Genomic DNA, 24,471 nt, shown 5'->3' on the forward strand with positions numbered 1-24,471 from the left:
AATCATCGATAGATAATAAAAAATACAAAATAATCTATGTATATATATACTGGAGTATATAAGCAGGGACGGTGAACCGTAATGGAAATGTTGCAGCTGAAGTATTTTGTTACCGTAGCAAGGCTTGAACATATGACCAAAGCCGCAGAGGAGCTCCATATTGCTCAGCCGGCGCTCAGCAAGACGATCTCCAGACTCGAAGAGAATCTCGGGGTTCCGTTATTTGAACGCCAAGGCAGGCAAATCCGCCTCAATCCGTACGGCAGAGCATTTTTGGCGAAAGCCAAAGCTGCCCTGCAGCTGCTGGAAGAGGGACGGCGGGAAGTGGAAGATCTTGCGGGGCTGGAGCATGGGCGCATTCATTTGGCCTTGTCCAACATGGAGCAGCTCCGCGAGCCTTTACGCTTGTTTCTGCGCAAACATCCGAAGGTCAACTTTCATATTATCCAGTCCTCGATGGAGGATATGGTTCAGACGATTGAACATAATGAAGTGGACTTCTTTCTGACCTCCATGCCCGTTCGGCATCCGGATATACGCAGCTTGCCATTGCACGTGGAAGAGGTGTTCTTGGCAGTTCCCCCCACCCACCGCTTAGCCGGAAACAATCGCATCCGCTTAAGCGAGGCTGCCGGAGAATCCTTTGTGGGTTATAAAGAGGGCCATCCGTATCAGAAGATGAATAACGAGTTTTGCAAACAAGCCGGTTTTCAACCGAAGGTCGTCTGCGAGGTGGAAGACCCCGGGACCATCGCCGATCTGGTCCGTTCGGGGTTTGGCGTGGCTTTAATTGGGGAATGCAGAAGCAGCGAGGAATTAAAGCTGACGAAGCTCAGCATTCAAGAGCCTCTCGCACGCCGGGTATTCCAAATCGCATGGCTGGAATCCAGATACTTGTCCAAGGCCGCGATTTCCTTCCGCGATTACCTCGTCGAATATTACGCGGATCACGGTAAGAGAGACATAACCACGTCGTAAACGACGTGGTTTTTTATGATATCGAAATTTCAAACCCTGCAGCGCCGTTTCACTCCCTGGCTATTCCATTTGGGCACGTTGTCTGTCCGTGCACCTTGGTAGAACATGACCACAATGAACAGTCCCTGCGGTGATACTTCGAGGGTTGACAATATTTGGGGAACGATTATACTTTTGAGTAAACACTCAGTATTTTGAATTCATCCCTCATGACTATTTAGCATCCATGGAAACCGGAAGCTCCACAAGGAAGTTTTTCCTATTTCATTCCAAAGGAGAAAGACATCTGCCTATGCCTACAACAACCCGTCGAAATGCCAAGAAGGAACGGATATTGAACGCCGCTCTGAAGCTGTTCTCCCAGCAGGGATTCCATGCAACGACAACCAAAGAGATTGCGGCCGAAAGCGGCGTGGCCGAAGGGCTGATCTTCTACCACTTTGGAGATAAACGGAAACTGCTGCTCTTTCTTGTGAACAATTTTTCCTTTGCTGCGCAGCTTCAAGAGGATGCAGGTGAATTGTCTAAGCTTCCTGCGGACGAGGCCCTGTTTCAATACGGCATCGCATATCTCCAGTTCCTCAGGACGAACATGGATTATCTGATGCTCATCTGGTCACCTGAACTCATGAAGGATGCCGAGGTATCAAAAGAGGTTTTGCGGCTGATCGGTGGTCTTGGGACAGCAGGCAGCAGCATGCTCAAACAGGCGGCGGGATCGAGTCGTCAACCGGAACACACGGTTCAGGTTGCCATGATGATGATGACCTCGTCCATCCTGGTCTATAGCATGCTCCATTTCCGTTTCGGAGAGGAGGCGCTCCCGCTCGGGGACGAATCCTATATTCGCGAGCTCGTCCGGCTGCTGCTGCATGGGATGAACGAAGAACCGGATCATGACGTCTTCTCTCCGTGAAGAACGATGTGTACAAATAGCTGATGGCCGTATAGAACATGCTGCATCAGCTTCTTTTATCCTCTCAATTTGAGTGTTTACTCAGTTTCTTTTCTTTAGGCATCGCTAATATGGTTAGATTGAAGGGAGAAATGAGGATTATGCTGTCATTCATGCCAGATTGGAATTTCGTCATGTTGTTGTGGCTGCTGCCGGTTGTATTTTTCATTCACGACGGAGAAGAGATTGCCACGATGGAATGGTGGCTCAGGAAGAACAAGAACAGCCCCTGGATCACGAAATTTTCGCCCGTCTCCATTCCGTGGGATAAGAACATCACCCTGCAATTCTCCTTTGCCGTACTGCTGATCGGGTTCATCCTCACCTGCGTAACGTTTCTAACGGCGCGCGCCTTCGATATCGGCAGCCCGTTCAACGGCCTGTTCGCGGGGTTCGTTACGGTGTTCCTGCTGGACGGCGTGAAACATGTGGGGGCCTCAATCGCGCTGAAGGCATACACCCCTGGCGTCATTACAACTGCGGTCCTTGAAATTCCATACGGAATTTATGCGCTCAACCGCCTGCTGTCCACTGGAATCGTGGATGCCACGGCATTCGCGATGGGAACCCTGATCTCCCTGCCTCTCATTCTGTTTCTGGTCTGGTTTGGTTTAACGCTTGGTAAACGAATCGCGCCGCACCGCATAAATACGTAGGCTCCGATACGTGCATTGCAGAAAAAAAACAGCGACTGCTCGACATTTCAAGCTGCAGCTTGCAGAACTATACAAGAAACGTCTATCGACGTACTTTCTCGGCAGTCAGGCCGCATTTAGCGGTATTTTTCTTAAAACAATAGAGTTGGATAGCCTCGCCAAAAACTGCATTACAAGAAAAAATGCCGCCGGATCCGATCATCCGACGGCATTTCGATTCGTTACTAATTGGCGTTATCCTACAAGCTCCAGTTGCGCCTTGGCTTATAACCTGCCTTCTCCAGGAAATCCCGCTCCGTCTCTGGGCCAAGACCCTGAATTCCAACCTTGGCGCTCATCGAAGTAATCAGCATCCGGCTGGCCACTTCCAAGGTCTGCAGGGCCATCCGCGCTTCGCGAATGGTCGTATCGTACACCACCACGCCATGGTTTTCTAACAGCAGCACGTTGGCAAGCTTGGCCTTTTCCCGAACGCCCTCGCCCAGCGCGTCGCTCCCCGGATGATAGTAAGGCACGCGTTCGATCCGCTCGAGATAATACATCGTCTCGACGAACATATTGGAGGGGAGCTCCAGGTCGGAGCAGGCAATCAGCGTTGTGTAGAACGGAGAAGCATGAAGCACCGCCCCGATCTCCGGACGGCTCTCGTAAATCGCCCGATGCATGGGCGTTTCCTTGGAAGGTTTGCGCCCCTTTGCGCCATATACGTTTCCGGACAAATCGCATTCGATCAAGTCCGCTTCCTCCAATTCGCCAAGGAACGTCCCGCTCGCCGTAACGATGTAACGGTCCCCTTCCGTTCTGGCGGAGATATTCCCCGCATTGCCCCAAGCAAGGTCATATTGCATCATATATTTGCCGGTGTGCTGCAGTTCTTTTCTAATCGTTTCCGCGCTAGCCATGATCAATACCTCCTGTATTTCAATACCTAATTTACAACCAATAACTACTTATAAGACGAGTACCCGCATGCTGCTATTTGCCGCCTAACAGGTTTGGCAGGAACATCGACAATTGCGGAAGATACGTAATCAGCATCAGGTCAATGATCAACACGATATAGAACGGCACCATGCCCCTTGTGATTTGATCCAGCCGGATCTTCGCGATTTGGGCCGATATGAACAAATTGATGCCGAGCGGCGGCGTGCACATCCCGATCGCCAGGTTCACGATCATGATGATGCCGAAATGCGTCGGGTCGATGCCGAATTCGGCCGCTACCGGCGCCAGCAGAGGTGCCAGAATGATGATGGATGCATTGGACTCCATGAACATGCCCACGATGAGCAGGAACACGTTGACCAGCAGCAGGAACACGATCGGGTTGTCGGATATGTTCACGAAGAAGCCTGCAACCGCCTGCGGTATTCCTTCCCGCGTCATGATCCAGCTGAACAATCCTGCGCTTGCAATAATGAACATGATGACGGAAGTCGTAATCGTGGATTGCGTCAGAATGTTGATCAGCTTGGAGAATTTAATCTCCTTATACACAAATACGCCAACGATGAACGCATACGCTACGGCTACGCCCGCAGCTTCGGTCGGCGTGAAGATGCCGCCGTATATTCCGCCGAGAATGATGATCGGCATAAGGACCGCCCAAAAGGATTCCTTGAAAGCCTGCCATACTTCAGCTGGGGTCTTTCTCTTCTCGCGTGCATAGCCTTTTCGTTTCGCAATGATATAAACGGCAATCATCAGCGATAAACCAATCATAATTCCTGGAATAAGCCCCGCCATAAACAGATCACCGATCGAGGTTTCGGCAGCGACCCCGTATAGAATCAACGGGATGCTTGGCGGAATGATAACCCCCAGCTCACCGGACGTCGCTTGAAGGGCACCCGTAAAGTTCTTATGATAGCCCCGGGAGATCATAGCCGGGATCAGGATGCTGCCAAGCGCAGCGGTTGCCGCGGCGGAGGAACCGGATATGGCGGCAAAGAACATCGAGGTTACAATCGTTACGAGTCCAAGTCCGCCTGGCAAATGGCCTGTAAGTGCATTCGCCAGATTCACCAGCCGTCTTGAAATTCCGCCGAATTCCATCAAGGTGCCGGCGAATACGAAGAACGGAATCGCCATGAGCGGGAATGAATCCGTTGACGTGAACGAACGCTGGACGAGTACAAGCAGCGGCGTGCCGCCTTCCCACCAGATCGCTACCGCAGACGCCATTCCCATCGAGACGGCAATCGGAACGCTGATGGCGAAGAATAGGATCAAACATCCGAATAATACGATAGGCATTATAGACCTTCCTCCTTCGCTGGCGGAATTGTATCGGAAACGATCGTTTCCAAAATGACCGCTACCGCATTGATGATGAGCAGCACCGCGCCAATCGGAATAGCTGCATATGGAACCGACATGCTAAGCCCCATCGCTGCCGACGATTGCACGGAGACCCGGTTCAAAATATCGATGCCCTGGACCAGCAAAAGAACGAAAAACACGATGCATATCGCCATGACGGTGATGCGAATCACCTTTCGGTTGACTTCACTCACGAGTTCCGGCAGCAGCTCGATCGCTACCAGCCGATGATGGCGCAGCGCCAGTGAGGAACCCAGGAAAACAAGGTATACCATCAAGTATCTGGCCAGCTCCTCGGACCAGTGAAGCGGATACCCGACAATCCGGTAAATAATCTGCATGATAATCAGGATGGACATGACACCCAGGATCATGGCCACTGCGATGCCCACGAGTTTGTTGAGCGTATCGATCGCTTTTAATGTCTGCCGCATGGCTTATCCCCCCTCTTGAAGAAAAAATGGTTATGGCGTGTTGATGATTTTGTCGTACAGCTCTCTTCCGTACAGGTTGGCAAAGCGTTCATGCACCGATTTGGCCGCCGCTTCGAACGGTCCCTTATCCACTTCCACGAACTCCGTGCCGAAATCCTTAAGCTCATTGATGATCTGCTCTTCCTGTTCAAAGACCAGTTGATTCTCGTATTCCGTCGCTTCTTTGGCCGCTTCTTCAATAGCCTGACGCTGAGACTCATTCAAGCGTTGATACGTCACTTCACTCATCGCGAGCATCACGTAACCGTATACATGATCGGTCATCATCATATACTTCTGGACTTCCTGAATCTTGGAGCTGGCGGTAAAAGCAACCGGATTTTCCTGCGCGTCAATAACCCCGGTTTGAAGCGATGAATACACTTCGCCAAAAGCCATAGGCGTCGGCGTCGCGCCCATCGCCTCCCAAGCCGCAATGGAAGCCGGAATTTCCGGTACGCGGATTTTTAAGCCGCGCAGATCGCCGGGCGTTTCGATCTTCTTGTTGGCCGTCAGCTCGCGCGGGGTTCTCATCCAGAACTCCAGGCCGCGGACCTCGGCATTGTCAAGCAGGCTCTGCTTCAGTTCATCGCCGACGTCTCCATAGAGCACGTTCTCCAAATGCTGCTTGTCCCGGAACAAATACGGCAGCTCCAAGATGGCGTAAGGACTGTAGAAATTCGATAACACGCCCGCCGGCAGGGCAAAATCCACGGACCCGATCTGCATCCCCTCGATCAGGTCACGGTCATTCCCGAGCATCGAGCTGGCGTACACCTCTACCTCAATCTCGCCGCCCGTTTTCTCCTTGACCAGTTCCGCAAACTTGAGCGCGCCCAGATGCCACGGATCGGATTCACCCGTAATGTGACCGAGCCTTAGCTTGAGCGGGCCATCATCCGTATTCGGCTTCGTCATAAATAAAGCGCTTACAACGAGCAATGCAGCCACCATGACAACTGCGAGTCTTTTCCACATTTGTCGTTCCCCCAATCTGATATGAAGTTCCTGCAGCCTCCGCCACTGAAAGCAGAAGCTGCGGGGACATGTTGGTAATTAAAAGGTGACGATGACCTTCAGGGATGAGTCCTCTTTCTTGTCGACCAGGCGGAACCCTTCCGCGGCATCTTCATAAGGCAGCCGGTGGGATATGACGGCTCTGACGTCCACCGCACCGCTTGCCAACAAATCGATGGCGGAAATGGTATCCTCGCGTGTGTATGTCATGCAGCCCACAATCTCCTTCTCGGTTTGCTGCAGATTCACGATATCGAAGGTTTGCGTGCCATGGAACATGGCGATCGTTACGCAGCGGCCGCCTTTACGAAGCAAGGCAAGGGCATCATCCACGATCCCGGGTACCCCGGCAGCAATCAGCACCTTATCGAACTCGCCGGCAATCTCCTTCTTGGCTTCCTCGGTCCAATGTTCTTTGCCGCGAATGTTCAGGGTATGGGTCGCCCCCATATCTTTCGCGGATGCCAGCGCATAATCCATGACGTCCGTCACCATAAGCGTGGTAGCGCCGGCAGCCTTGGCAGCCGTCATGGCGAGCAGCCCGATCGGTCCGGCACCGAGGATGGCGACCTTGTCTCCGACTTCGATCCCGGCCTTGCGTACCGCATGGACCCCTACCGCGAAGGGCTCAACCAGCACGCCCAGCTCATGGTCCAGCTGATCCGGCAGTTTGAATACGCATGCCTCCGGCGCCGCGAAATACTCGGCCATCGAACCGTACCATCCCTTGAGGCCCGGCGCTCCCCGTTCGGCGCAGTAATTCGTCCTTCCCGTCAGGCAGTAATCGCATTTGCCGCAGCCGACCTGGGGCTCCACTGTCACCCGATCGCCGATTCTGAAAGATGTGACGTCCTTGCCCACCTTCACGATTTCGCCGGACACTTCGTGGCCGATAATGACGGGCGGCTTCCGGAACAAGTGCAGTCCTTTGTAGGTATGAATATCCGATCCGCAAATACCGGCGGCTTTGACCCGGATCAGAACTTCCCCTGCCCCGATCTCCGGTACGTCTACGTCTTTAACGACAACTTTGTACGCATCCTCCACATATACAGCCTTCACTGTCTCTCCCCCTCGTAGTAATTCAAGATGGCGGTCTGATCCCGTATCTCTCTGTTATATAAAAAGCGCTTGCTTCGATTCCTGCAGATGCTTGCGCATCACGTCGGCGCTGCTCTCCTTGCCGGTTTTCAAGGCCTCATAGATCTTCCAATGATCCTCAAGGAACTTCTCCATCCTGTGCGGATCCTTCCGCAGATGCCGGCGGGTGATTCGCTGAAGATGATCGTGGTAGTTCAGGAGCACCCTGTGGATTTCCTGATTGCCCGTACACTCGCAAATGATCAGGTGGAAATCATGGTCGGCCTGTGCGAAATTCTTGACGTCAAGCCGGCTGACGATATCGGCGGTTTCGGCTAAATTGCTCTCCAGCTCCTGCATCTGCTCAGGCGTAAGCCTAGATTCGACCTGCTGGCAGTTGAACGTCTCCAGCGCGATCCGAAGATCGTAGATATCCACGATCCGGTTCACGGACAGATCGTTGATGATAATGCCCTGTTTTGATGAAACCGTGACAAAGCCCTCGGCTTCCAGCCGCGTCAACGCCGCTTTAATCGGCGTCTTGCTCATTCCCAGCAGCTCAATCAATTCCCGCTCGGACAAGAAACGCCCCGGCTCGAACTTCTCGTTCAGGATGCTTTCCTTGATTTCATTGTAGGCCACGTCTTTTAACAGAAGTGAAGAAGCGGTCCCTTTGCTTTTATCCATCGTCATTCGTTGATTCTCCTATCTTGGCAATTGATCCGTGCTATTGATCCGGTTCAGGGAACCCGGCATCCCGTACGCTGATAAAATAATCCGGTGATCCCAGCTGCCCGCCCTTGAGAGCCAATTCAAGGCCGTCAAGGCTGGCGTCGTCCGAATATACCCTGCAGAGCGGAGCTCCCGGGGATACGTCCCATATCATCTCCAGCCCGTAGGCGCCCATTTCGCTGGTGACAAAACCGGAGGTGTCCCCTCCAGCGACGACAATCCGGCCGAGCTTGGCTTGCCCCATGATCTGCTTGGTTAACTTCCCGAGGCTTCTGCCGATAAACTCGCCCGCTTCCGCTCCGGTGAAACCCATAGCCTTCAATCGCGTTCGGGTCTCGCCGATCGCTTCATCCTCCGGGCCAAGCGCCGTATAGAGCACAACACTTTGTCCTTCTGCGAGAACGTCTACAGCTTGTCGAACAAGTTCCGACCGGGCCGTTCCCAGGGTATCTTCAATGGCGTCCGGCGTAATGCGAATGCCGCGGAAACCTGCGGCTATCGCCCGCTCAATCTGAAGCCGACTGACCGGCGAAGCACTCCCGGACACTGCCAGAATCGTATCGGTAGGCCGGACGGGCGCTGCGGGCGCGATTTTCTCAGACGAAGGGGCAGCGAGTCCGAGCTCATCCCAATGGGCAGCCAAAGCGTATTCGACGCCGGACGAACCGACAACGAATGCCCCCGCCCCTTCGGGTTTGTCCTGAATCAGCCGGCCGCACCGCTTGAGCCTGTCCTCATCCAAGGCATCGAACAGCAGAATTCCCGGCTTCTCTCCCAGTTTATCACGATATCGGCCAAGAACCGCATCCGCGTCTCCATCCAGTTCGATAATATCCATCAATGCAATCGTATCGGCCGTCTGCTCCGCGAGATGAAGACGCAAATCCGCCTCATGCATGGGCGTGGATGGATGCTGCGACATGACGGGATGCCGGTCCAAGCGGTACACCGTATCATGCATTTTCGCAAAATGCTGTCCGAACAGCGTATAGCGTCCGAGGCGTGGCGCTCCGACCAGCAGCGGAACCGTAACCTGATAGGAAAAATAGTCTCTGGCCACCCCGATCGCGCGGCCTATACTGCCAACCTCCGGTGACGAATCGAAGGTAGAGCACGTCTTATAGTGAACGAGCGGCGCGCCGCTCATGGACAGCTTCTCAAATACCGGCCGGAGCTCGGCCTCCATATCCTCCGGGGATTTGGCTCTGCTGGTGCCCGCTACCCCTATGCAGCGCAGGCCTTCAAACTTTTTGAGCCGATCGAGTGAAGGAGCTTCCAAAAACAGCACCGTGCGGTAACCGCTTCGGGCCAGCGCCTCCATCGCATCCGTCGAACCCGTAAAATCATCGCCATAGAAAGCAAGCAGCAGCTCATTATCGTTCATGCTCGTCCCTCCTGAATCTATGATAGATCTATCATAGATCTATTTGAGACCTATTGTATGTGCAGCGCTTTCAAAAGTCAACACTCTTTTCGATTAAATGTGAGATATGTCATTGCGAATCTCCCCCTGGACGACTTCGTTTTCCTCAACATATTAGCCAAGCGCCGGCTCATAAGCTTAATGGATGGCAGTTAAACCGGATACGTTACGTAAACACCATATGGAGGGAGATACCGATGATGGAGGATCAGAACCAGAAACGAGAACATGCTGGCCGTATACCCCAGCCGATTCGCAGCGACGGTGCAGGCGGGCCGGACTATGGTCCGCGGGATGTGATGAGGGATATCGAGAATCCCGACATGCTTGTACCTCCGGTCACGGATGCAGGCTTGATGCCGAATCTGAAAATGTCGTTCTCCGACACGCATATGCAGCTGAATCATGGCGGCTGGTCGCGGGAAATTACGGTACGGGACCTGCCGATTGCGACCACGCTGGCCGGCGTGAACATGAGCCTGACGCCCGGCGGAGTTCGGGAGCTGCATTGGCATCAGCAGGCGGAGTGGTCCTATATGATATGGGGCAGCGCCAGGATTACGGCCATGGATGCAAGCGGCAGGAATTTTATCGCGGATGTGGGACCGGGCGACCTTTGGTATTTTCCGGCCGGCCTCCCCCACTCGATCCAAGGACTCGAGGAAGGCTGTGAATTTCTGCTGGTCTTTGACGACGGCCACTTCTCGGACCTGAACACCTTATCGATCTCCGACTGGTTTGCCCACACGCCTAAGGACGTGTTGTCCGCCAACTTCGGCGTCCCGGAGGATGCGTTTGCCCATATTCCGAAGGAGCAGGTTTATATATTTCAAGACCAGGTACCGGGTTCGCTTGCCAGCCAGGAGGTGCAGTCTCCCTACGGAACGGTGCCGCTCAGCTTCAAGCACCGGCTGTTAGCGCAAGAACCGATCATAACCCCTGGCGGAAGCGTAAGAATCGTGGATTCCCGCAATTTTCCGATCTCTAAAACCGTTGCGGCCGCGTTAGTCGAGATCAAACCTGGCGCCATGAGAGAGCTCCATTGGCATCCGAATCAGGACGAATGGCAGTATTACTTGACCGGGCAGGGACGAATGACCGTATTTGCCGGCAATGGAGCGGCTCGGACCTTCGATTACAGAGCCGGCGACGTCGGTTACGTGCCTTTTGCCTTCGGTCACTACATACAGAACACGGGGACGGAATCCTTATGGTTTCTGGAAATGTTCAGAAGCGACCGGTTCGAGGATATATCCTTGAATCAATGGATGGCCTTGACCCCTCGGGACCTGGTCCGGGATAACCTGAACGTCGGAAACGAAGTCACCGACGCTTTGCGCAAGGAGAAGTGGCCCGTCGTAAAGTATCCGGGATTTTCGTATTATCCGCGATAACGCTCCTCTCCCCTTCTTTGTCTCGTACATTTCTCGTTTTATCAAAAGGCCTTGCGGACATGCCAAAGGGCTTGATTCCGAGGCGGCCTGCATGTGTTCTCATGCTGAGATTGACTTTTCCTTCCTTCTGCCATATAGTTCATTAATGAAACTATTTCATACGTGAACTATTTGAGAGGAGAACTATCATTGAACGACAAAGCAAGGCAGTGGATCGACCGGTATGTCGATGTCTACCTGCTGGTATCGCGGCGGATCAATGCCCAGATTCGAGAGCAGCTCGGCGAAGACCTGACCAGCGACCAGTTTCAGGTGGTACGCTTGATCAACGGCATGGATCGCTGTACCTCATCCTATCTGGCGGAAGCGCTCGCGGTCGGCAAAAGCTCGGTCACGGCCATCGTAAACCGTCTCGTGGATGCCGGCATTATCGACAGAACCCGGGACGAAGCGGATCGCAGGCTGGTGTATCTGACTTTAACGGAGTATGGACATACGATTTTTGAATCGGCCCAGGAGCAGATGAGGGAGATCATCTCCCCTTACCTGCAGCATTTTGAAGAAAAAGATATCGAAATGTTTATCTCCATGTTTGAGAAACTGGGGCAATTGATGTTTGAATCAGGGGGGAGAAAGAATTGAGAGCTATACTGAAAGCAAGATGGGCCATCATCGTGCTGTGGCTGGTGGCCGCCGTCGCGCTGTTTATGTTCGCGCCATCCATGGCGGACCTGGTGCGGGAGAAGGGCCAGCTATCCGTGCCGGATGGATATACCTCTTCGCGCGCGGCTGAAATCCTGAAGGAAGCCTCCGGGGGCGAGGGCGGGGAAACCCTGAACCAGGTTGCGCTTGTCTTCAACAAACCCGACGGGTTAAGCGAAGCGGATAAGGAAAGCATCCGGCAGGGCGTTCAAGCTTTAAACGACAATAAAGACAGCCTACATATCGATTCCATAAATGAACCGTTCACGCAGACGGAGCTGGAAGACACGCTCATCGCTAAAGACGGCAAGACCATCATGGTCGCGCTTCAGGTCAGCGGAGGCGAGGAGGCCGTGAAAGAGCTGCCCGGGAAGGTCGATCAGGTGCTCGAAGGCGTTCAAGCCGATCATTATCTGACCAGCGAAGGTCTCATCAACGAAGATACCATCGTCAGCTCCGAGGAAGGCCTGAAGAAAACGGAATATATTACGGTCATCTTTATTCTGTTGATCCTGTTCGTTGTATTCCGTTCCTTCGTGGCACCGTTCGTGCCGCTGTTGACCGTAGGGCTCAGTTATCTCGTGTCCCAGTCGGTCGTATCATTTCTCGTGGACCAGTTCAACTTCCCGATATCCACCTTTACCCAGATCTTTATGGTGGCCGTCATGTTCGGGATCGGAACCGACTACTGCATCCTGCTGATCAGCCGGTTTAAGGAAGAACTCACCACGTCCGAAGATACCCAATCGGCCATTATCGAAACTTATCGGAAAGCCGGCGGCACCGTGCTTTATTCCGGTCTTGCCGTATTCGTCGGCTTTGCAGCGATCGGTTTATCCAAGTTCATTCTGTATAAATCCGCGGTTGCGGTTGCGATCGGCATCGCGGTTATGCTTCTTGCGTTAGTCACGGTCGTGCCGTTCTTCATGGCGGTCCTCGGGAAGAAACTCTTCTGGCCGTCACGCGGCAAGCTGGAACACAGCGAAAATAAACTATGGGGAGCGGCCGGTTCCTTCTCCCTCAAGCGTCCTTGGGCCGCCATGCTCGTCGTGGCCGTCATCGTCGGGCCATTCCTCGCTACGTACAGCGGTAAGCTGTCGTTTAACAGCCTGGAGGAAATCGGTCCGAGTTATGATTCGGTCAAGGGGTTTAATATCATTTCGGACAGCTTCGGTCCCGGGCAGTCGCTGCCTTCCACCATCGTGATCAAGAACGATGACCGGATGGATACGGCGGAGTACATGGGACTTGCGGAAAAAATCAGCCGGGAAGTGGAAAAGGTTGAAGGCGTTGCGAGCGTTCGCGGACTTTCGCGACCAACCGGCGAGCAAATCAACGATTTCCTCATTCCGACTCAAGTCAAAACGTTAAATGAAGGATTGGGAGAGTCCAAAGACGGGCTGACCCAAATTCAGAACGGACTTTCCGAAGCAGGCAAGCAGCTCAGCGAGAATGCGCCGAAGCTGAATGAGGCTGCTGCGGGAGCGCAAGAGCTGACGAAGGGAACGGCCGACCTGAAGGACGGCATCACCGAGCTTGGTCAGGGTCTCAGCGCCATTCAAAAAGGGATTCAAAGCGGAAGCGCCGGTGCCGGCGAGCTGAAAGCCGGACTTGCCAAGGCAGCGCAAAGCGCGAAAGAGTTGGCTGCTGCCCACGACCAGCTGCTTCAAGGCTACAAGCAGCTCGACACCGGATTAGCGGCCCTAAACGGCGGCGTTGCCGGAATCCAGGAACAGCTGGGCGGCGTTGCCGCTGCTCTGAAAGGACTTGAAGGCTCCTTCACGGGATTGGAGAGCAGCCATCCGGAACTCGTTCAGGATACCGATTATCAAACGATTAAAGGCACCGTTACCCAAACGGCAGCAGGCACGGCAGAGCTGGCCGCGGGGTTGGGACAGATCTCCGAGCAGCTTAAGGGCGCATCGGCAGGCTTATCGGAAGCCAACGCCGGCTACGCCAAGGCAGCCGCAGGTCAAACGGCGCTTGCCGACGGTCTTCAGCAGCTTGTGTCCGGAATCGCAGAGCTTCAATCCGGCCTCTCGCAAGCCGCTAACGGGCAGGGCCAAATCGTAAGCCAGATCCCTTCCATTACGGGCGGACTGGACCAGCTGCAAGGCGGCCAGAAGCAGCTTGCCGACGGGTTCGGCGATCTTACCGGACAGATCGGAGAGCTGACGGAAGGACTGAATTCCAGCGCCGACGGGCTGAAACAAATTTCGGACGGACTGCATTCCGCTCAGGATTACCTGCAGCAAATTCAGGACGTTCAGGATGAGGACCTCAGCGGATTCTTCATCCCGCAGGAAGCCCTGGAGAACGAAGAATTCCAGACGGTATTCGATACCTACTTGTCCGATGACCGCAAAGTGATGACGCTGGATGTGGTGCTGTCAACCAATCCGTACAGCGAAGAAGCGCTGGGCAGCGTCGAACAGATTCAGGCAGCCGTCGACCGTGCAGTTAAAGACACGAAGCTGGAGAACGCCGAGGTTGCCATCAGCGGCATTACCAGCACCAACAACGATTTGCAGAGCATCTCGAATGAAGATTACACGCGTACCGTGATTCTCATGCTGAGCGGAATCTTCATTATCCTGGTCGTGCTGCTGCGATCCATCGTGATGCCGATCTACCTGATTATTTCGCTTGTCATCACGTACTTTACCGCCGTCGGCGTTACGGAGATGATCTTCGTCCACGGCTTCGGGTATTCCGGCATTACTTGGGCCACGCCGTTCTTCAGCTTTGTCATGCTGATCGCGCTAGGGGTGGATTACAGCATCTTCCTGATGGCACGCTTCAACGAGAACAAAGCCTGGAACGTTCAGGATGCCATTCTCCATGCCATGCGCAACATGGGCACGGTCATACTGTCCGCGGTGGTCATTCTTGGCGGTACTTTTGCGGCCATGTATCCATCCGGCGTATTGTCCATGATGCAGATCGCCACGGTCGTCTTGGTTGGACTTGTGCTTTATGCTCTCCTGTTCCTGCCATTCTTCGTGCCCGTGATGGTTCGCATCTTCGGCCGGGCCAACTGGTGGCCGTTCAGCCCTAAGGAACAGGGCGACGCATCCAGAACGGGATATGACCTGAAGATGTAATTAACAATTTGAATACGATAAAAAGGGCTGCACCCTCGTTAGGCATACGGGGGATGCAGCCCTTTTGTCGTTTCCTCCCAAATATCGGAATCTTCATGCCACTCTCCCGTAAGGGTAGGGCTATCGCATTCAGAGCATGGTACGGGCCGTTATGTCCTCTACTGCACAATTCCGATATAAAACCCGTCATATCCCTTGCTTCCAACCGTTTGAATGGCCGTGCCGGCAATCGAGGAGTCTGCCGACAGCATATCCATGAATTTTCGGATGCCATGCACCCGAGGGTCTGTGCTGTGATAATCGATGACTTCTCCGTTCCGGATGACATTATCGCTAATGATGACGGTGCCGGCCTTGGAGAACTGCAGCGCCCACTTCAAATAATTCGGATTGTTCGGTTTATCGGCATCGATGAAGATCAGATCGAACGGCTCCGCCTTTTCCTCAGCCAGCTGCTCCAGCTGCGCCAATGCATCGCCTACGCGGATGCTGACCCTATCCTCCAGTCCAGCCAACGCTACGTTGGATTTGGCAACCTTCGCATGATGCGGATCGAGCTCCAATGAAATCAGCCGCCCTTCTGCCCCGATCGCCCTAGCCATCCAGATCGTGCTGTAACCGCCAAGCGTACCGATCTCCAAGATTCGTTTCGCTCCCTTGATCTGAGCGATCACGTTCAGCAGCTTGCCCTGAGCGGGAGATACATCGATCTCAGGCAACCCTGCCTCCCGGTTTGCGGCCAACACCTTCTCCAGCACCTCGTCATAAGGAATCAAATGTTCCGTCACATAATCGTCGACTTTGCCCCAAGTCGCAGCATCATTCGCATTCGCTTTCATGCCTGTTTCCTCCCTTAAACTTCAAATTGGATTTTACACATTCATTGTATGTGATTTAGTATTATAAAAATAATATATAATTAAATGGGTTATATAAATATAATATATAAATTAGACAGGAGTGCGGCTCCATATGAATTTACATGCCTTACGGCTGTTTCACGTCATTGCCACAACCGGCAGCGTCACCCGGGCTGCCGAATTATTAAATATAAGCCAGCCGGCCATAACGGCACAGGTTAAGAAATTCGAGAAGGAGCTTTCCCTTACCCTGTTCAAGCCGCAGGGCAGAGGCATCGGATTGACGCAGGCTGGCGCCGAGCTGCTCCCGCTTGCCAAAAGGCTCTTCTCGGTTGAGCAGCAGATCGAACAATTCTGCCGGGATTACCGCAGCGGTTCGAGGGGACATATCCGACTGGCCGCAACCTACCTCCCTTCCCATTTTCTTCTGCCGGCCTGGCTCGCAAAATACAAGCAGCGGTACGAAGACGTGGAAATGAGCATTACCACCACGAATTCCAGCGATGCGCTTAAGCAGCTGCTGAACATGGACGTGGATCTTGCGATATACGGCGGCCTCCCTGAGGAATCGCCGGATACGATACAGACCGAGGAGCTGTTCCGGGATGAGCTGTGGTTTGTCGTCTCCCCCGACCACCGTTATGCCAATCAGCATATCTCCCTGGACGAGATGATGAGAGAGCCCTTTGTCATGCGGGAGGAAGGAAGCTCGACGCGGGAACGGTTATTTGCCTTATGCCGCACCCACAGCGCGCCTTCGCCCCGCATCACGCTGCAATTCAACGGCCTGCACGAAGCGATCACGGCCGTCGTTGCCGGATACGGAGCCAACTTCGTGTCTTCGCTCGTGGTGCGGGAATACGTGGAGCGCGGTGAGCTCAGCCAGGTATACGTCGATGGCATCGAGCTGCAAAATATCATTGCGGTTTGCACCCGCAAGCATGAAGCATTATCCGCTGCCGCCATGAATTTCGTGGAGCTGATCCGAGAACGGCCATAAGTTAATCGTATGTCGTTTGGGAAGATGGAGCTGCGCATTTTGGAGCTTGCCTGCATTAGTTCCTTTGGGCCTTATCTGTGAAAACAACCCGTATGCTGCTCCGGCATACGGGTTGTTTTTTTGCGTTATTTTCACTTGTATCTACCCTATCGTTTTCATACGATCATTGAACCGTTACATTTCCCTAATACATATTATTGCCTGCCTGGCTTCTCTTTTCTGGCGTGCCGAAACTGGCATAACCCCGATGTCTCCCCTGTTAACGTCAGCACCAAAGCTGCCATCAAGCAATAAGCATCATTACTCTATTCATGTGAAGGATGACCATAACATTCATTTATGACGATAATAATCTGTTTAATACCGACCTCATCGCAGCCTCATCGCCTCCGTGTTCCACGACTTGCGCAAATGCGGCACGCAATGCCTCCGCCAGAATGATGCCCAATTCTTCGCCAGCCTCTTCTCCTGATGCTGCGGCCAGTTCACCGAGATAACGCGCAACGGGATTGTCTCCTTTGCGGGGATCGGGCTCAGACAACAGTCGGCCCACTTTAAGGCGGATCATGCTGTCGTAGGCGGTCAATAGAACCAATTTCAGGCGCAACTCGGGAGGAGCCGCATCGGCAACAGCTTCCATGCGGTCCAATATTCGAAGCGTTATGTCATCCCGAAGCAAGCCGTAAAATTTCTTCTTGGATTTGTAATGATGATAAAGAGCTCCCACGGTCACTCCGGCATCGGCAGCAATGTCGTCAACTTCCGCTTGGTTGTAGCCCATCTCGGCAAAACGCTTTAATCCTGCCTGTATGAGTTTGTGCTGCGTGGTGCCCGGTATTGGTATATGACTCATGTAACTCCCTCCGAAAACGTTCATGCATAGATATTTAAATTCTAACATAGCTGCTCTTTAAGATATATAAATCTTTCATAGCTGCAAATGAACCATTTTCCAAAAATAGCTTGATCAAATTACATAACTGGGTTATGTTTAATATAACCTAATTATCTTACATCACGAAACCATATTCTATTTCGAGGTGAGAACATGGAAGGAAACGTTATTTTTTATTTTGTTCCGGTCAAAGATATCAAGGCAGCCAAATCCCTGTATCGCGACACGCTCGGTTTGGAAGAATCATGGCGCGAAGGGGATTACACGGTTGCTTTTAAGCTCCCGGGAACCAAAGTGGAATTGATGGTGGAACAAGTCTCGGAAGGAAGCCAGGATGCTGCCGGACCTGTTTTTCTCGTGCCCTCTGTCCGGGATATATACGAGAACAACCCCGGCAAGCTGCAATTGATCGGCGAACCGGGCGAAACTCCCGACGGCCTCTGGTTGAGTGCCAAAGATGATTCCGGCAACGGAATCTACTTTACGGATGAAAGCAAGCACGAATCCTGATTTTCATTTATACATGAGGCACCTCCGGTCTTAAATGCCGGAGGTGCCTTTTCCCGCTATTTGACATAACATAAGGGCTTCCCGCCAGATCCAGGATCAAGCGGGACAGCCCCCTTTTATTGTCTATCATCCAAATGTAAATCGCGGCGCGTCACCCTTTAATGGAGCCGATCATGACGCCTTTCTCGAAATATTTTTGCATAAACGGATAAATGAGCAGAATCGGAAGCGTCGAGACGATAATGACGCCGTACTTGATCTGGTCGGCATATCGCTGCGCGTACCCTCCGGCATCCCCGCCCGTTCCCGCACCGCTCGAGAATACCTGGTTCGACAGCAGGATATCCCGCAGAACGATCTGCAGCGGCTGGAGCTTCGTATCCCGGATATAGATCAGCGCCGTAAAAAAATCGTTCCAATGCCCCACCAAATAATAGAGCCCGATGACGGAGACCAGCGCTTTGGACAGCGGCAAAGCCACTTTGAAGAAGAAGGTAAAGTGAGAGCAGCCGTCCATGACGGCGGCTTCATGCAGCTCCTGCGGCAGCGAGTTTTCAAAGAACGTCCTCGCAATGATCAAATAAAACACATTCACGGAGAACGGGAGAATAAACACCCAGATCGTGTTGGTCAAGCCAAGACCCTTCATCAATAAATAGGTCGGAATCAGCCCGCCGTTGAAGAACATCGTGATCACGAAAATAAACATGATGATGCGTCTGGCGCGAAATTCCTTTCTGGACAGCACATAAGCTGCCGGGAGCGTGAACAGCATGTTCACCAGGGTGCCGAACACCGTGTAAAACAACGTATTTCGGTACCCGGTCCAAATCCGCATATCCTTGAAAATTTCCTGGTAACCGAAAAAACTAACATTTTTGGGGATAAACATGACCTTCCCCGTAGAGACGAGCGTTGAGTCGCTGAACGAAGCAATGATGATAAAATACAGCGGATACGCAATCAGCAGAAAAATCAAAACGCACAGAAAACCCAAGATGATCTTAAATCCCAGCTCCTTGCCGTTGATGCGCATTCTGGCAGTTTCATGTTCCACAACCGTTTCTCCTTCCCCGATCATTAGAATAAGCTCGTTTCCGACATTCTCTTCGATATCGTGTTCATCGCATACAGAAATACGAAATTGATGAGCGTGTTAAACAAACCGATGGCCGAAGCCAAGCTGAACTGGTTGGAGATGATCCCGATTTTGTAAACATAGGTGGCTATGACCTCCGAGACGGGAAGGTTCAGCGAATTCTGCATCAGGAATATTTTCTCGAAGCCGGTCCCGAGAATATTCCCCATGCTAAGAATGAACAGGATGATAATGGTTGGAACGAGAGCGGGAATGTCGACGTACCGGATCGTCTGCCAGCGGCTGGCCCCATCGATCTTGGCGGCATCGTACAGCTGGGGATCCACGGTGGATAAGGCCGCAAGATAGATAATGCTGTTCCAGCCGCAGTGCTGCCATATGTCGGAGAGCACGTACACCGGAATAAAGGTCGAGGTGGAGGCTAGCAAATTGATATGCCCCAGCCCCACGGCCTTCATAAAGTGACCGACAACCCCGGTTTCGGAGGACAGCAGCACGTTCAGCATCCCGACCAGCACGATGATGGATATGAAATGGGGCAGGTATACGGTGGTCTGCATCACCTGCTTCATTCTTTTTCGGCGAATCTGGTTTAGAATGAGCGCTAAGATGATCGGGGCCGGAAAGCCGAGCACGATCGTGGCCAGACTGATCAGAAACGTGTTTCGCATCAAATCGGTGAACAGGTAACTGTCGATGAATTGCTGAAAGTAGGCGAGTCCGCGCCACTCTCCGCCGGTCAAGCCTTGGCTGAAATCGTAATCCCTAAACGCAAGCTGGATGCCGTACATCGGCACGTAGTTAAACAACAGAATGACGGCAATCGCCGGAAAAATCATGATCCACAGCTGGTAATCACGTCTGAAGGTGTCCAATCTTTTGCGAGGCCCCATATCCTCCCTCCTAGTTTTGATTCATGTAATCGTCGTAATATTTTTGCATAATCTCAAGATTCTGCTTCAGGCCTGCCTTCTCGCTTTCCTTGATATACGCGTCCCATTCGGCTTCCACGCCGCCCTTGGTGACCCATTTCGCAAAGCTGGATTCCGCCAGATTCATCACGTTGGTATTGTTCAGGCTCATGGCGTTATTGTCCATGGTGGAATACTTGATGAACATGCCGGGGAACACGTCTTTATCGGGATCCACGCCCAAGGCCGCCTTCAGCGGCTCCGATTGACCCAGCACCTCCTGCATATCGGTGCCAAGCGTCAGCTTTAAGGTATCGGGAATATAAAATGCGCCGTTGTCCGCCATCGTCGAGGTCCATTTCCACGTGCCCGGATCCATCTTGGCATCGGCCGGAGGCAGAACGGCATATGTACCGTCTCCGTTATCTTTAATGTTCGGTCCGAGGGATCCGAACAGCACCTGCATGCCCACCTCGGGCGCATAAAGCTCGTTGATGAATTTCATGGCCGCTTCCTTGTTCTTGGTCTTGGCGGACATGACGATATGGTTGGTGCCATAATTCAGGGAGTAATGATCGTAGCTCCAGGACAGCTCCCCTGCATAATCTGCCGACACCTTCATCGGCGGCATGGAAGCATACTGCGGTGCCAACTGCTCGCCGAACCGGTCGGACGCCACCCATCCCCAGGTAAAGCCGACCTTGGCCGTATCCCCTTCCCCGCGCGCGATGGATTGAAATTTCGTATAATCATGCGTGAACACTTCCGGGTTAATCAGACCCGCCTTGTACAATTTATTCAGAAACGCGACCATCGTTTTGTACCGTTCATCCGTCAGGAAGTTCTTCACCTGACCGTCTTCAACGAAATAACCCTGTCCGCTGCCGTCCGTCAGCGTAATGCCCATGCTGCCCAGGAGCACCGCAGGGTTAAAATATCCGCCGATGCCTCCCGGCCAATCCATCGGAATCTCGTCATTCGGATCGCCGTTGCCGTTGGCATCCTTCTCTTTGAAAGCCACCAGGACTTCATACAGCTCATCCCATGTGGTCGGCATGCTCAGACCGAGGTGATCCAGCCACTGCTGGTTAATGAACTGCCTGCTGGCGGTAGCGGGCCAGAACCGCTGATATTTCGGGAGACCGTAGATTTTGCCGTCCGACTGCGTGGCGATTATTTTCGTATCCGGTTTTTCATTAAACATGTTCTGTACGTTGGGCGCCTGCTCCAGCATGCCGGATAGATCCTGGAACAAACCCTGGAATTGCGCAAAGTCCGCATCCGTAATGACGTTCGGCCCGATGAACAGATCCGGAATATCGCCGCTGGCCAGCATCGTCCCTTTCTTCTGTCCCCAATCCGCGGTAATCTCCTGCCATTCGATGTCCACGCCCGCCGTCTCCTCAACCTTTTGCAGCCACTCCATTTCGGCCAGCGGCTTCGTGAGCGGGTGCTTGGTAATGATGGCGGTAAGCTTTACTTTGCTGCCGGTTTGGTCTCCGGGAGTCTCCGCCGAGTCGTTCTGGCCGCCTCCGGCCCCGCTGCAGCCTGTTAACAACATGGCCGTCATGGCGACAAGCGAGATGAAAACGTTTACCCTTTTCTTCATTCCATTACCTCCTGGTTTCGTTTGTTGGTCTGGTCCATGGGGGTATACGGCCTTGAGTCGGCCTTGCCTTGGGACAGTTTTCACTCTAAATGAAGGCGGCGGGCACCGTAAACGGACAGTTTTTCAGGCATCCTCATTTTTTGAAGGCGCCTATCATCCCATAAATGTAAACGCATCCATTACAAACCGGCGCTTGGAATTCAAATTTTGTATATGTTCAAAAATTGAAACATCTTAGCCTGTGAAACAGCTGCCTAGAAATAGCTTCTAAGCAAGCAGGTTTATAAAAGACCGCTGTAATCGGCCTTGTCATCGGCATCAGCGGTCTTTCGTTTTAAGCTTTATGCGTATTTCGATATTGCCCCGGCGTCGTGCCCACCATTTTTTTGAAGGATCGGATAAAACTCGAGGTATTGGTGTACCCGACCTGTTGGGAGATGGCTTCGAGCGTCTCCTCGCTGTCCCGCAGAAGCTGAATGGATTTCTGGATCCGAAGCTGATCGATATGCTCTTTGAAATTTTGCCCCATCGTTTTTTTGAAGTGATGGCTGAAGTTGGAGACCGACATATCAAAATAATCGGCCATCATCTGCAGCGAACAGTTCGGATCCATCCCTTTCTCCGCAATCAGGGACAGGATCTCATCCTGGGTTGCCGCCCGGGAAACGGGGAGGGTTTCCTTGATCATATCGCACAGCTTGGCATAGCTTTCCCTTATGATCCCGATCATCTGTTCCAGCGTATAACGATGGTTAAATGCCGCATCCGTAAGCCGCAGCAGGCTCTGATCGTCATGACGGAACCGCTGGAGGCCGTTGAAGATGACGGTAACGGTATTGAGATACACGCTCTGAATCATATGTGGCGGCAGGCTGTCATTGCTTAGGTAACCGATCATTCTCTCTGCTAGAGAGGCCAGCATGGCTGCATCATTCTTGAGGATCGCAAGCTCGAGGGATTGCAGGATTTCGGCATAATAGGAGACGGCTCCGGTCTGGGGAATCCCGATGTTATCAAAGACCAGCACGGCGTCGGTCTTTCGGATGCGCAGAAACTCCGCCGTTCGGAGTGCCTGCAGATATGAGAGATGGAGGTCCTGCGGAGACGGGGCTTCGCCAGGCTTGCCGATGCCGATCACCGTTCGCCGGCCCGTGTGCTCCAATATTTCATCCTGCATCCGTTCCAGGCAGGATGTGAGCGGGACATTCTCCGCATGGGAGCACACCAGAATCAATTCCTGCGGATAGATGCTTTTAAAGAAATAACCTTGGATATCCTCCGGCAGCCGTCCTTCATAGCGCCGGCAGTAATCCAATATCTTCTCCATCTCTGCTCCATCCGCTTCGCAGCATAGTACGGCAACCGAGAAGCAATCATGCTGAAACCGGAGGCCGACCTTTCTTGCTTCCCGTTCGAAATCATCCCAGCCTGCAAGATGTCCGCTCACCAGTTCAAACAGCAGGTTATCCCGCATAATCGGCAGCGATCCCTTCACATGCTCGTCAAGCTTGCTGTTGGCCAGCGAAAGCTCCTCCAGCGTATATTTGATCGTATCGATCTCGTTCATGGGCTTGCGGTCCCGCGGTTCGAAGACTTGAACGGCAAGATCAACCAGACGGCGGATCGGCTGATAGTTGTTCCGGATCGATATATAGATGATAAACACTTCAAGCAGCAGGATCAGGCCGACCAGGATGGCCGTATTCAACTGAATCGTCCGAATGCCCTGAAGGGTTGAGGATACCGGCAGCAGGCTCACGTATTTCCATCCATTCTTGTCCGAAACCGAGGACGATACCAGATAATCCGATCCGCTGATCGCATAAATGCCCGAAGAGGAAGATGTCTCATCCCCTATGCCCTGCACAAGCTTCCGGAAGTCATCGGAGGATTGGTATGACGTATCATGGGAAGATACCAATCGCCTTCCCTGGCCGTCAAACACAAAAAAATCGCCGCTATAGGTTTCCGAGACGGACTTCATCATCCGGACGATCGTATCTTCCCTTACCATGATCATGACGGCTCCGGGGGAATTCGTGCCTCCTACCGGCAGCGGCTGCACGAAGGTCAGCATTCGAACCCGGTTATTGCCGGGCACAATCACGTTCTCAACAGGCCTGACGATGGGAGACTCGAGATCATTCAAGGTCTGGATCATATCTTCGCCGGCCCAGTTTTCATAGTAGTAACCGACGCCCGGAATGGACAGGTCGTCCAAACTGTATGCGCTTCCAGTTTTGGAAAACAAATAACCGATGTTCTTTACATACAGCAAGGTGTTGTAAATAAATGCATCGGTTGCATTGTATTTTTTCATCTCATTGGCAATGAGGACACGCTGGTAGTCGCTTTCCTCGGCCTTGTACATCTTGAATTCCCGATTCTGCACCATCTCGAACGGCAAATTGTATACATACCGGGTAAACGTATCCATCGATGTCATGAACTGCTCCGTAATATGCGCATTCCAGTCCATTTCCTTCTCTTTCACAACGTCTGCCGAATAGGGATAGTAATAACACAGGATGACGATCACGGGAAACATCAGCACGAGCAAATAGGAAATCAACAACTTGGTCAGCAGGTTAATCTTATGGATTCGCAAACGGCAACCACCTCCCTATCACTTCATTCCCATTTTCGAAAATGTTATCTATAAGAATACGAAATTTTCAAAAAAAAGAAAACTCATTTCCGCTGTATACGCGTCGGAAATGAGTTTTCTGATATCATACCATTTTGGCGGCA

Annotated in this window: 21 protein-coding genes; 8 read left to right on the forward strand and 13 right to left on the reverse strand. The window is 52.6% G+C overall.

Annotation, left to right across the window (positions count from 1 at the left end):
* Positions 1–81 precede the first annotated feature (81 nt).
* The 3 genes from AC3RCL_RS23190 to AC3RCL_RS23200 all read left to right on the forward strand — a co-directional run bounded on the left by AC3RCL_RS23190 (position 82) and on the right by AC3RCL_RS23200 (position 2,589).
* Positions 82–978 (forward strand): LysR family transcriptional regulator, encoded by an 897-nt coding sequence (locus AC3RCL_RS23190; protein ID WP_452520140.1) that lies wholly within the window; start codon positions 82–84, stop codon positions 976–978.
* Between the two features lie 292 nt (positions 979–1,270).
* Positions 1,271–1,894 carry a TetR/AcrR family transcriptional regulator gene (locus AC3RCL_RS23195; RefSeq protein WP_096776113.1) on the forward strand — a complete coding sequence of 208 codons (624 nt, stop codon included), beginning with the start codon at positions 1,271–1,273 and terminating at the stop codon, positions 1,892–1,894.
* Positions 1,895–2,034: 140 nt separating this feature from the next.
* Positions 2,035–2,589, forward strand: a complete 555-nt coding sequence (locus tag AC3RCL_RS23200; RefSeq protein ID WP_492532237.1) for an HXXEE domain-containing protein — start codon at positions 2,035–2,037, stop codon at positions 2,587–2,589.
* Between the two features lie 239 nt (positions 2,590–2,828).
* Here the strand turns inward: AC3RCL_RS23200 and AC3RCL_RS23205 are convergent, their stop codons facing one another.
* The 7 genes from AC3RCL_RS23205 to AC3RCL_RS23235 all read right to left on the reverse strand — a co-directional run bounded on the left by AC3RCL_RS23205 (position 2,829) and on the right by AC3RCL_RS23235 (position 9,597).
* Positions 2,829–3,491: a class II aldolase/adducin family protein gene (locus AC3RCL_RS23205; protein WP_492532239.1), complete on the reverse strand. Its 663-nt coding sequence runs from the start codon at positions 3,489–3,491 to the stop codon at positions 2,829–2,831.
* A 73-nt stretch (positions 3,492–3,564) separates the two neighbouring features.
* Complete coding sequence (locus AC3RCL_RS23210; protein WP_426198117.1) at positions 3,565–4,845, reverse strand: TRAP transporter large permease; 1,281 nt, start codon at positions 4,843–4,845, stop codon at positions 3,565–3,567.
* Entirely contained in the window at positions 4,845–5,345 is a 501-nt protein-coding gene (locus AC3RCL_RS23215) for a TRAP transporter small permease (RefSeq protein ID WP_090909365.1), read from the reverse strand. The genes AC3RCL_RS23210 and AC3RCL_RS23215 overlap by 1 nt, the downstream gene beginning before the upstream one ends.
* 30 nt (positions 5,346–5,375) lie before the next feature.
* Positions 5,376–6,362, reverse strand: coding sequence for a TRAP transporter substrate-binding protein (locus AC3RCL_RS23220; RefSeq protein WP_492532242.1), 987 nt, complete (start codon positions 6,360–6,362; stop codon positions 5,376–5,378).
* 78 nt (positions 6,363–6,440) lie between these two features.
* On the reverse strand, positions 6,441–7,463 hold the full coding sequence (locus AC3RCL_RS23225) for a zinc-dependent alcohol dehydrogenase (RefSeq protein WP_304146240.1): 1,023 nt from the start codon (positions 7,461–7,463) through the stop codon (positions 6,441–6,443).
* A gap of 54 nt (positions 7,464–7,517) precedes the next feature.
* Positions 7,518–8,174 (reverse strand): GntR family transcriptional regulator, encoded by a 657-nt coding sequence (locus tag AC3RCL_RS23230; protein WP_090909362.1) that lies wholly within the window; start codon positions 8,172–8,174, stop codon positions 7,518–7,520.
* A 34-nt stretch (positions 8,175–8,208) separates the two neighbouring features.
* The gene (locus AC3RCL_RS23235; RefSeq protein WP_492532245.1) at positions 8,209–9,597 is read right to left on the reverse strand and encodes a four-carbon acid sugar kinase family protein; all 1,389 of its coding nucleotides are present in this window, start codon (positions 9,595–9,597) and stop codon (positions 8,209–8,211) included.
* Between the two features lie 236 nt (positions 9,598–9,833).
* Between AC3RCL_RS23235 and AC3RCL_RS23240 the strand changes: the two genes are divergently transcribed.
* The 3 genes from AC3RCL_RS23240 (at position 9,834) to AC3RCL_RS23250 (ending at position 14,836) form a co-directional block, all read left to right on the forward strand.
* A complete protein-coding gene (locus tag AC3RCL_RS23240; protein WP_213579426.1) occupies positions 9,834–11,030 on the forward strand; it encodes an oxalate decarboxylase family bicupin in 1,197 nt (398 codons plus the stop codon).
* Between the two features lie 189 nt (positions 11,031–11,219).
* Entirely contained in the window at positions 11,220–11,672 is a 453-nt protein-coding gene (locus AC3RCL_RS23245; protein WP_090909359.1) for a MarR family winged helix-turn-helix transcriptional regulator, read from the forward strand.
* Positions 11,669–14,836 carry an MMPL family transporter gene (locus AC3RCL_RS23250; RefSeq protein WP_492532248.1) on the forward strand — a complete coding sequence of 1,056 codons (3,168 nt, stop codon included), beginning with the start codon at positions 11,669–11,671 and terminating at the stop codon, positions 14,834–14,836. Before AC3RCL_RS23245 ends, AC3RCL_RS23250 begins: the two co-directional genes overlap by 4 nt.
* Before the next feature lie 158 nt (positions 14,837–14,994).
* Here AC3RCL_RS23250 and AC3RCL_RS23255 read toward each other — a convergent pair whose 3' ends face one another.
* On the reverse strand, positions 14,995–15,675 hold the full coding sequence (locus tag AC3RCL_RS23255; RefSeq protein ID WP_492532249.1) for an O-methyltransferase: 681 nt from the start codon (positions 15,673–15,675) through the stop codon (positions 14,995–14,997).
* A gap of 133 nt (positions 15,676–15,808) precedes the next feature.
* Between AC3RCL_RS23255 and AC3RCL_RS23260 the strand changes: the two genes are divergently transcribed.
* Positions 15,809–16,696: a LysR family transcriptional regulator gene (locus AC3RCL_RS23260; protein ID WP_452520131.1), complete on the forward strand. Its 888-nt coding sequence runs from the start codon at positions 15,809–15,811 to the stop codon at positions 16,694–16,696.
* Positions 16,697–17,033: 337 nt separating this feature from the next.
* On the opposite strand, the gene AC3RCL_RS23265 is transcribed toward AC3RCL_RS23260, so the two are convergent.
* Positions 17,034–17,549, reverse strand: a complete 516-nt coding sequence (locus AC3RCL_RS23265; RefSeq protein ID WP_192570981.1) for a TetR/AcrR family transcriptional regulator — start codon at positions 17,547–17,549, stop codon at positions 17,034–17,036.
* Positions 17,550–17,744: 195 nt separating this feature from the next.
* On the opposite strand from AC3RCL_RS23265, the gene AC3RCL_RS23270 reads away from it, so the two are divergent.
* Positions 17,745–18,101: a VOC family protein gene (locus AC3RCL_RS23270; protein ID WP_492532252.1), complete on the forward strand. Its 357-nt coding sequence runs from the start codon at positions 17,745–17,747 to the stop codon at positions 18,099–18,101.
* Positions 18,102–18,252: 151 nt separating this feature from the next.
* Here the strand turns inward: AC3RCL_RS23270 and AC3RCL_RS23275 are convergent, their stop codons facing one another.
* The 4 genes from AC3RCL_RS23275 to AC3RCL_RS23290 form a co-directional block, all read right to left on the reverse strand.
* Complete coding sequence (locus tag AC3RCL_RS23275) at positions 18,253–19,182, reverse strand: carbohydrate ABC transporter permease (RefSeq protein ID WP_015736778.1); 930 nt, start codon at positions 19,180–19,182, stop codon at positions 18,253–18,255.
* Positions 19,182–20,093, reverse strand: a complete 912-nt coding sequence (locus AC3RCL_RS23280) for an ABC transporter permease (protein ID WP_009595317.1) — start codon at positions 20,091–20,093, stop codon at positions 19,182–19,184. The genes AC3RCL_RS23275 and AC3RCL_RS23280 overlap by 1 nt, the downstream gene beginning before the upstream one ends.
* A gap of 10 nt (positions 20,094–20,103) precedes the next feature.
* Positions 20,104–21,720: an ABC transporter substrate-binding protein gene (locus AC3RCL_RS23285; RefSeq protein WP_492532255.1), complete on the reverse strand. Its 1,617-nt coding sequence runs from the start codon at positions 21,718–21,720 to the stop codon at positions 20,104–20,106.
* Between the two features lie 334 nt (positions 21,721–22,054).
* On the reverse strand, positions 22,055–24,328 hold the full coding sequence (locus AC3RCL_RS23290) for a helix-turn-helix domain-containing protein (RefSeq protein WP_492532257.1): 2,274 nt from the start codon (positions 24,326–24,328) through the stop codon (positions 22,055–22,057).
* Positions 24,329–24,471: the final 143 nt, after the last annotated feature.

Source organism: Paenibacillus sp. MT86, assembly GCF_058792535.1.

Coding starts and splice junctions, on each gene's coding strand:
- AC3RCL_RS23190 (WP_452520140.1), top strand. CDS start 82: ATGGAAATGTTGCAGCTGAAGTATTTTGTTACCGTAGCAAGGCTTGAA.
- AC3RCL_RS23195 (WP_096776113.1), top strand. CDS start 1,271: ATGCCTACAACAACCCGTCGAAATGCCAAGAAGGAACGGATATTGAAC.
- AC3RCL_RS23200 (WP_492532237.1), top strand. CDS start 2,035: ATGCTGTCATTCATGCCAGATTGGAATTTCGTCATGTTGTTGTGGCTG.
- AC3RCL_RS23205 (WP_492532239.1), bottom strand. CDS start 3,491: ATGGCTAGCGCGGAAACGATTAGAAAAGAACTGCAGCACACCGGCAAA.
- AC3RCL_RS23210 (WP_426198117.1), bottom strand. CDS start 4,845: ATGCCTATCGTATTATTCGGATGTTTGATCCTATTCTTCGCCATCAGC.
- AC3RCL_RS23215 (WP_090909365.1), bottom strand. CDS start 5,345: ATGCGGCAGACATTAAAAGCGATCGATACGCTCAACAAACTCGTGGGC.
- AC3RCL_RS23220 (WP_492532242.1), bottom strand. CDS start 6,362: ATGTGGAAAAGACTCGCAGTTGTCATGGTGGCTGCATTGCTCGTTGTA.
- AC3RCL_RS23230 (WP_090909362.1), bottom strand. CDS start 8,174: ATGACGATGGATAAAAGCAAAGGGACCGCTTCTTCACTTCTGTTAAAA.
- AC3RCL_RS23235 (WP_492532245.1), bottom strand. CDS start 9,597: ATGAACGATAATGAGCTGCTGCTTGCTTTCTATGGCGATGATTTTACG.
- AC3RCL_RS23240 (WP_213579426.1), top strand. CDS start 9,834: ATGATGGAGGATCAGAACCAGAAACGAGAACATGCTGGCCGTATACCC.
- AC3RCL_RS23255 (WP_492532249.1), bottom strand. CDS start 15,675: ATGAAAGCGAATGCGAATGATGCTGCGACTTGGGGCAAAGTCGACGAT.
- AC3RCL_RS23260 (WP_452520131.1), top strand. CDS start 15,809: ATGAATTTACATGCCTTACGGCTGTTTCACGTCATTGCCACAACCGGC.
- AC3RCL_RS23265 (WP_192570981.1), bottom strand. CDS start 17,549: ATGAGTCATATACCAATACCGGGCACCACGCAGCACAAACTCATACAG.
- AC3RCL_RS23270 (WP_492532252.1), top strand. CDS start 17,745: ATGGAAGGAAACGTTATTTTTTATTTTGTTCCGGTCAAAGATATCAAG.
- AC3RCL_RS23275 (WP_015736778.1), bottom strand. CDS start 19,182: ATGATCGGGGAAGGAGAAACGGTTGTGGAACATGAAACTGCCAGAATG.
- AC3RCL_RS23280 (WP_009595317.1), bottom strand. CDS start 20,093: ATGGGGCCTCGCAAAAGATTGGACACCTTCAGACGTGATTACCAGCTG.
- AC3RCL_RS23285 (WP_492532255.1), bottom strand. CDS start 21,720: ATGAAGAAAAGGGTAAACGTTTTCATCTCGCTTGTCGCCATGACGGCC.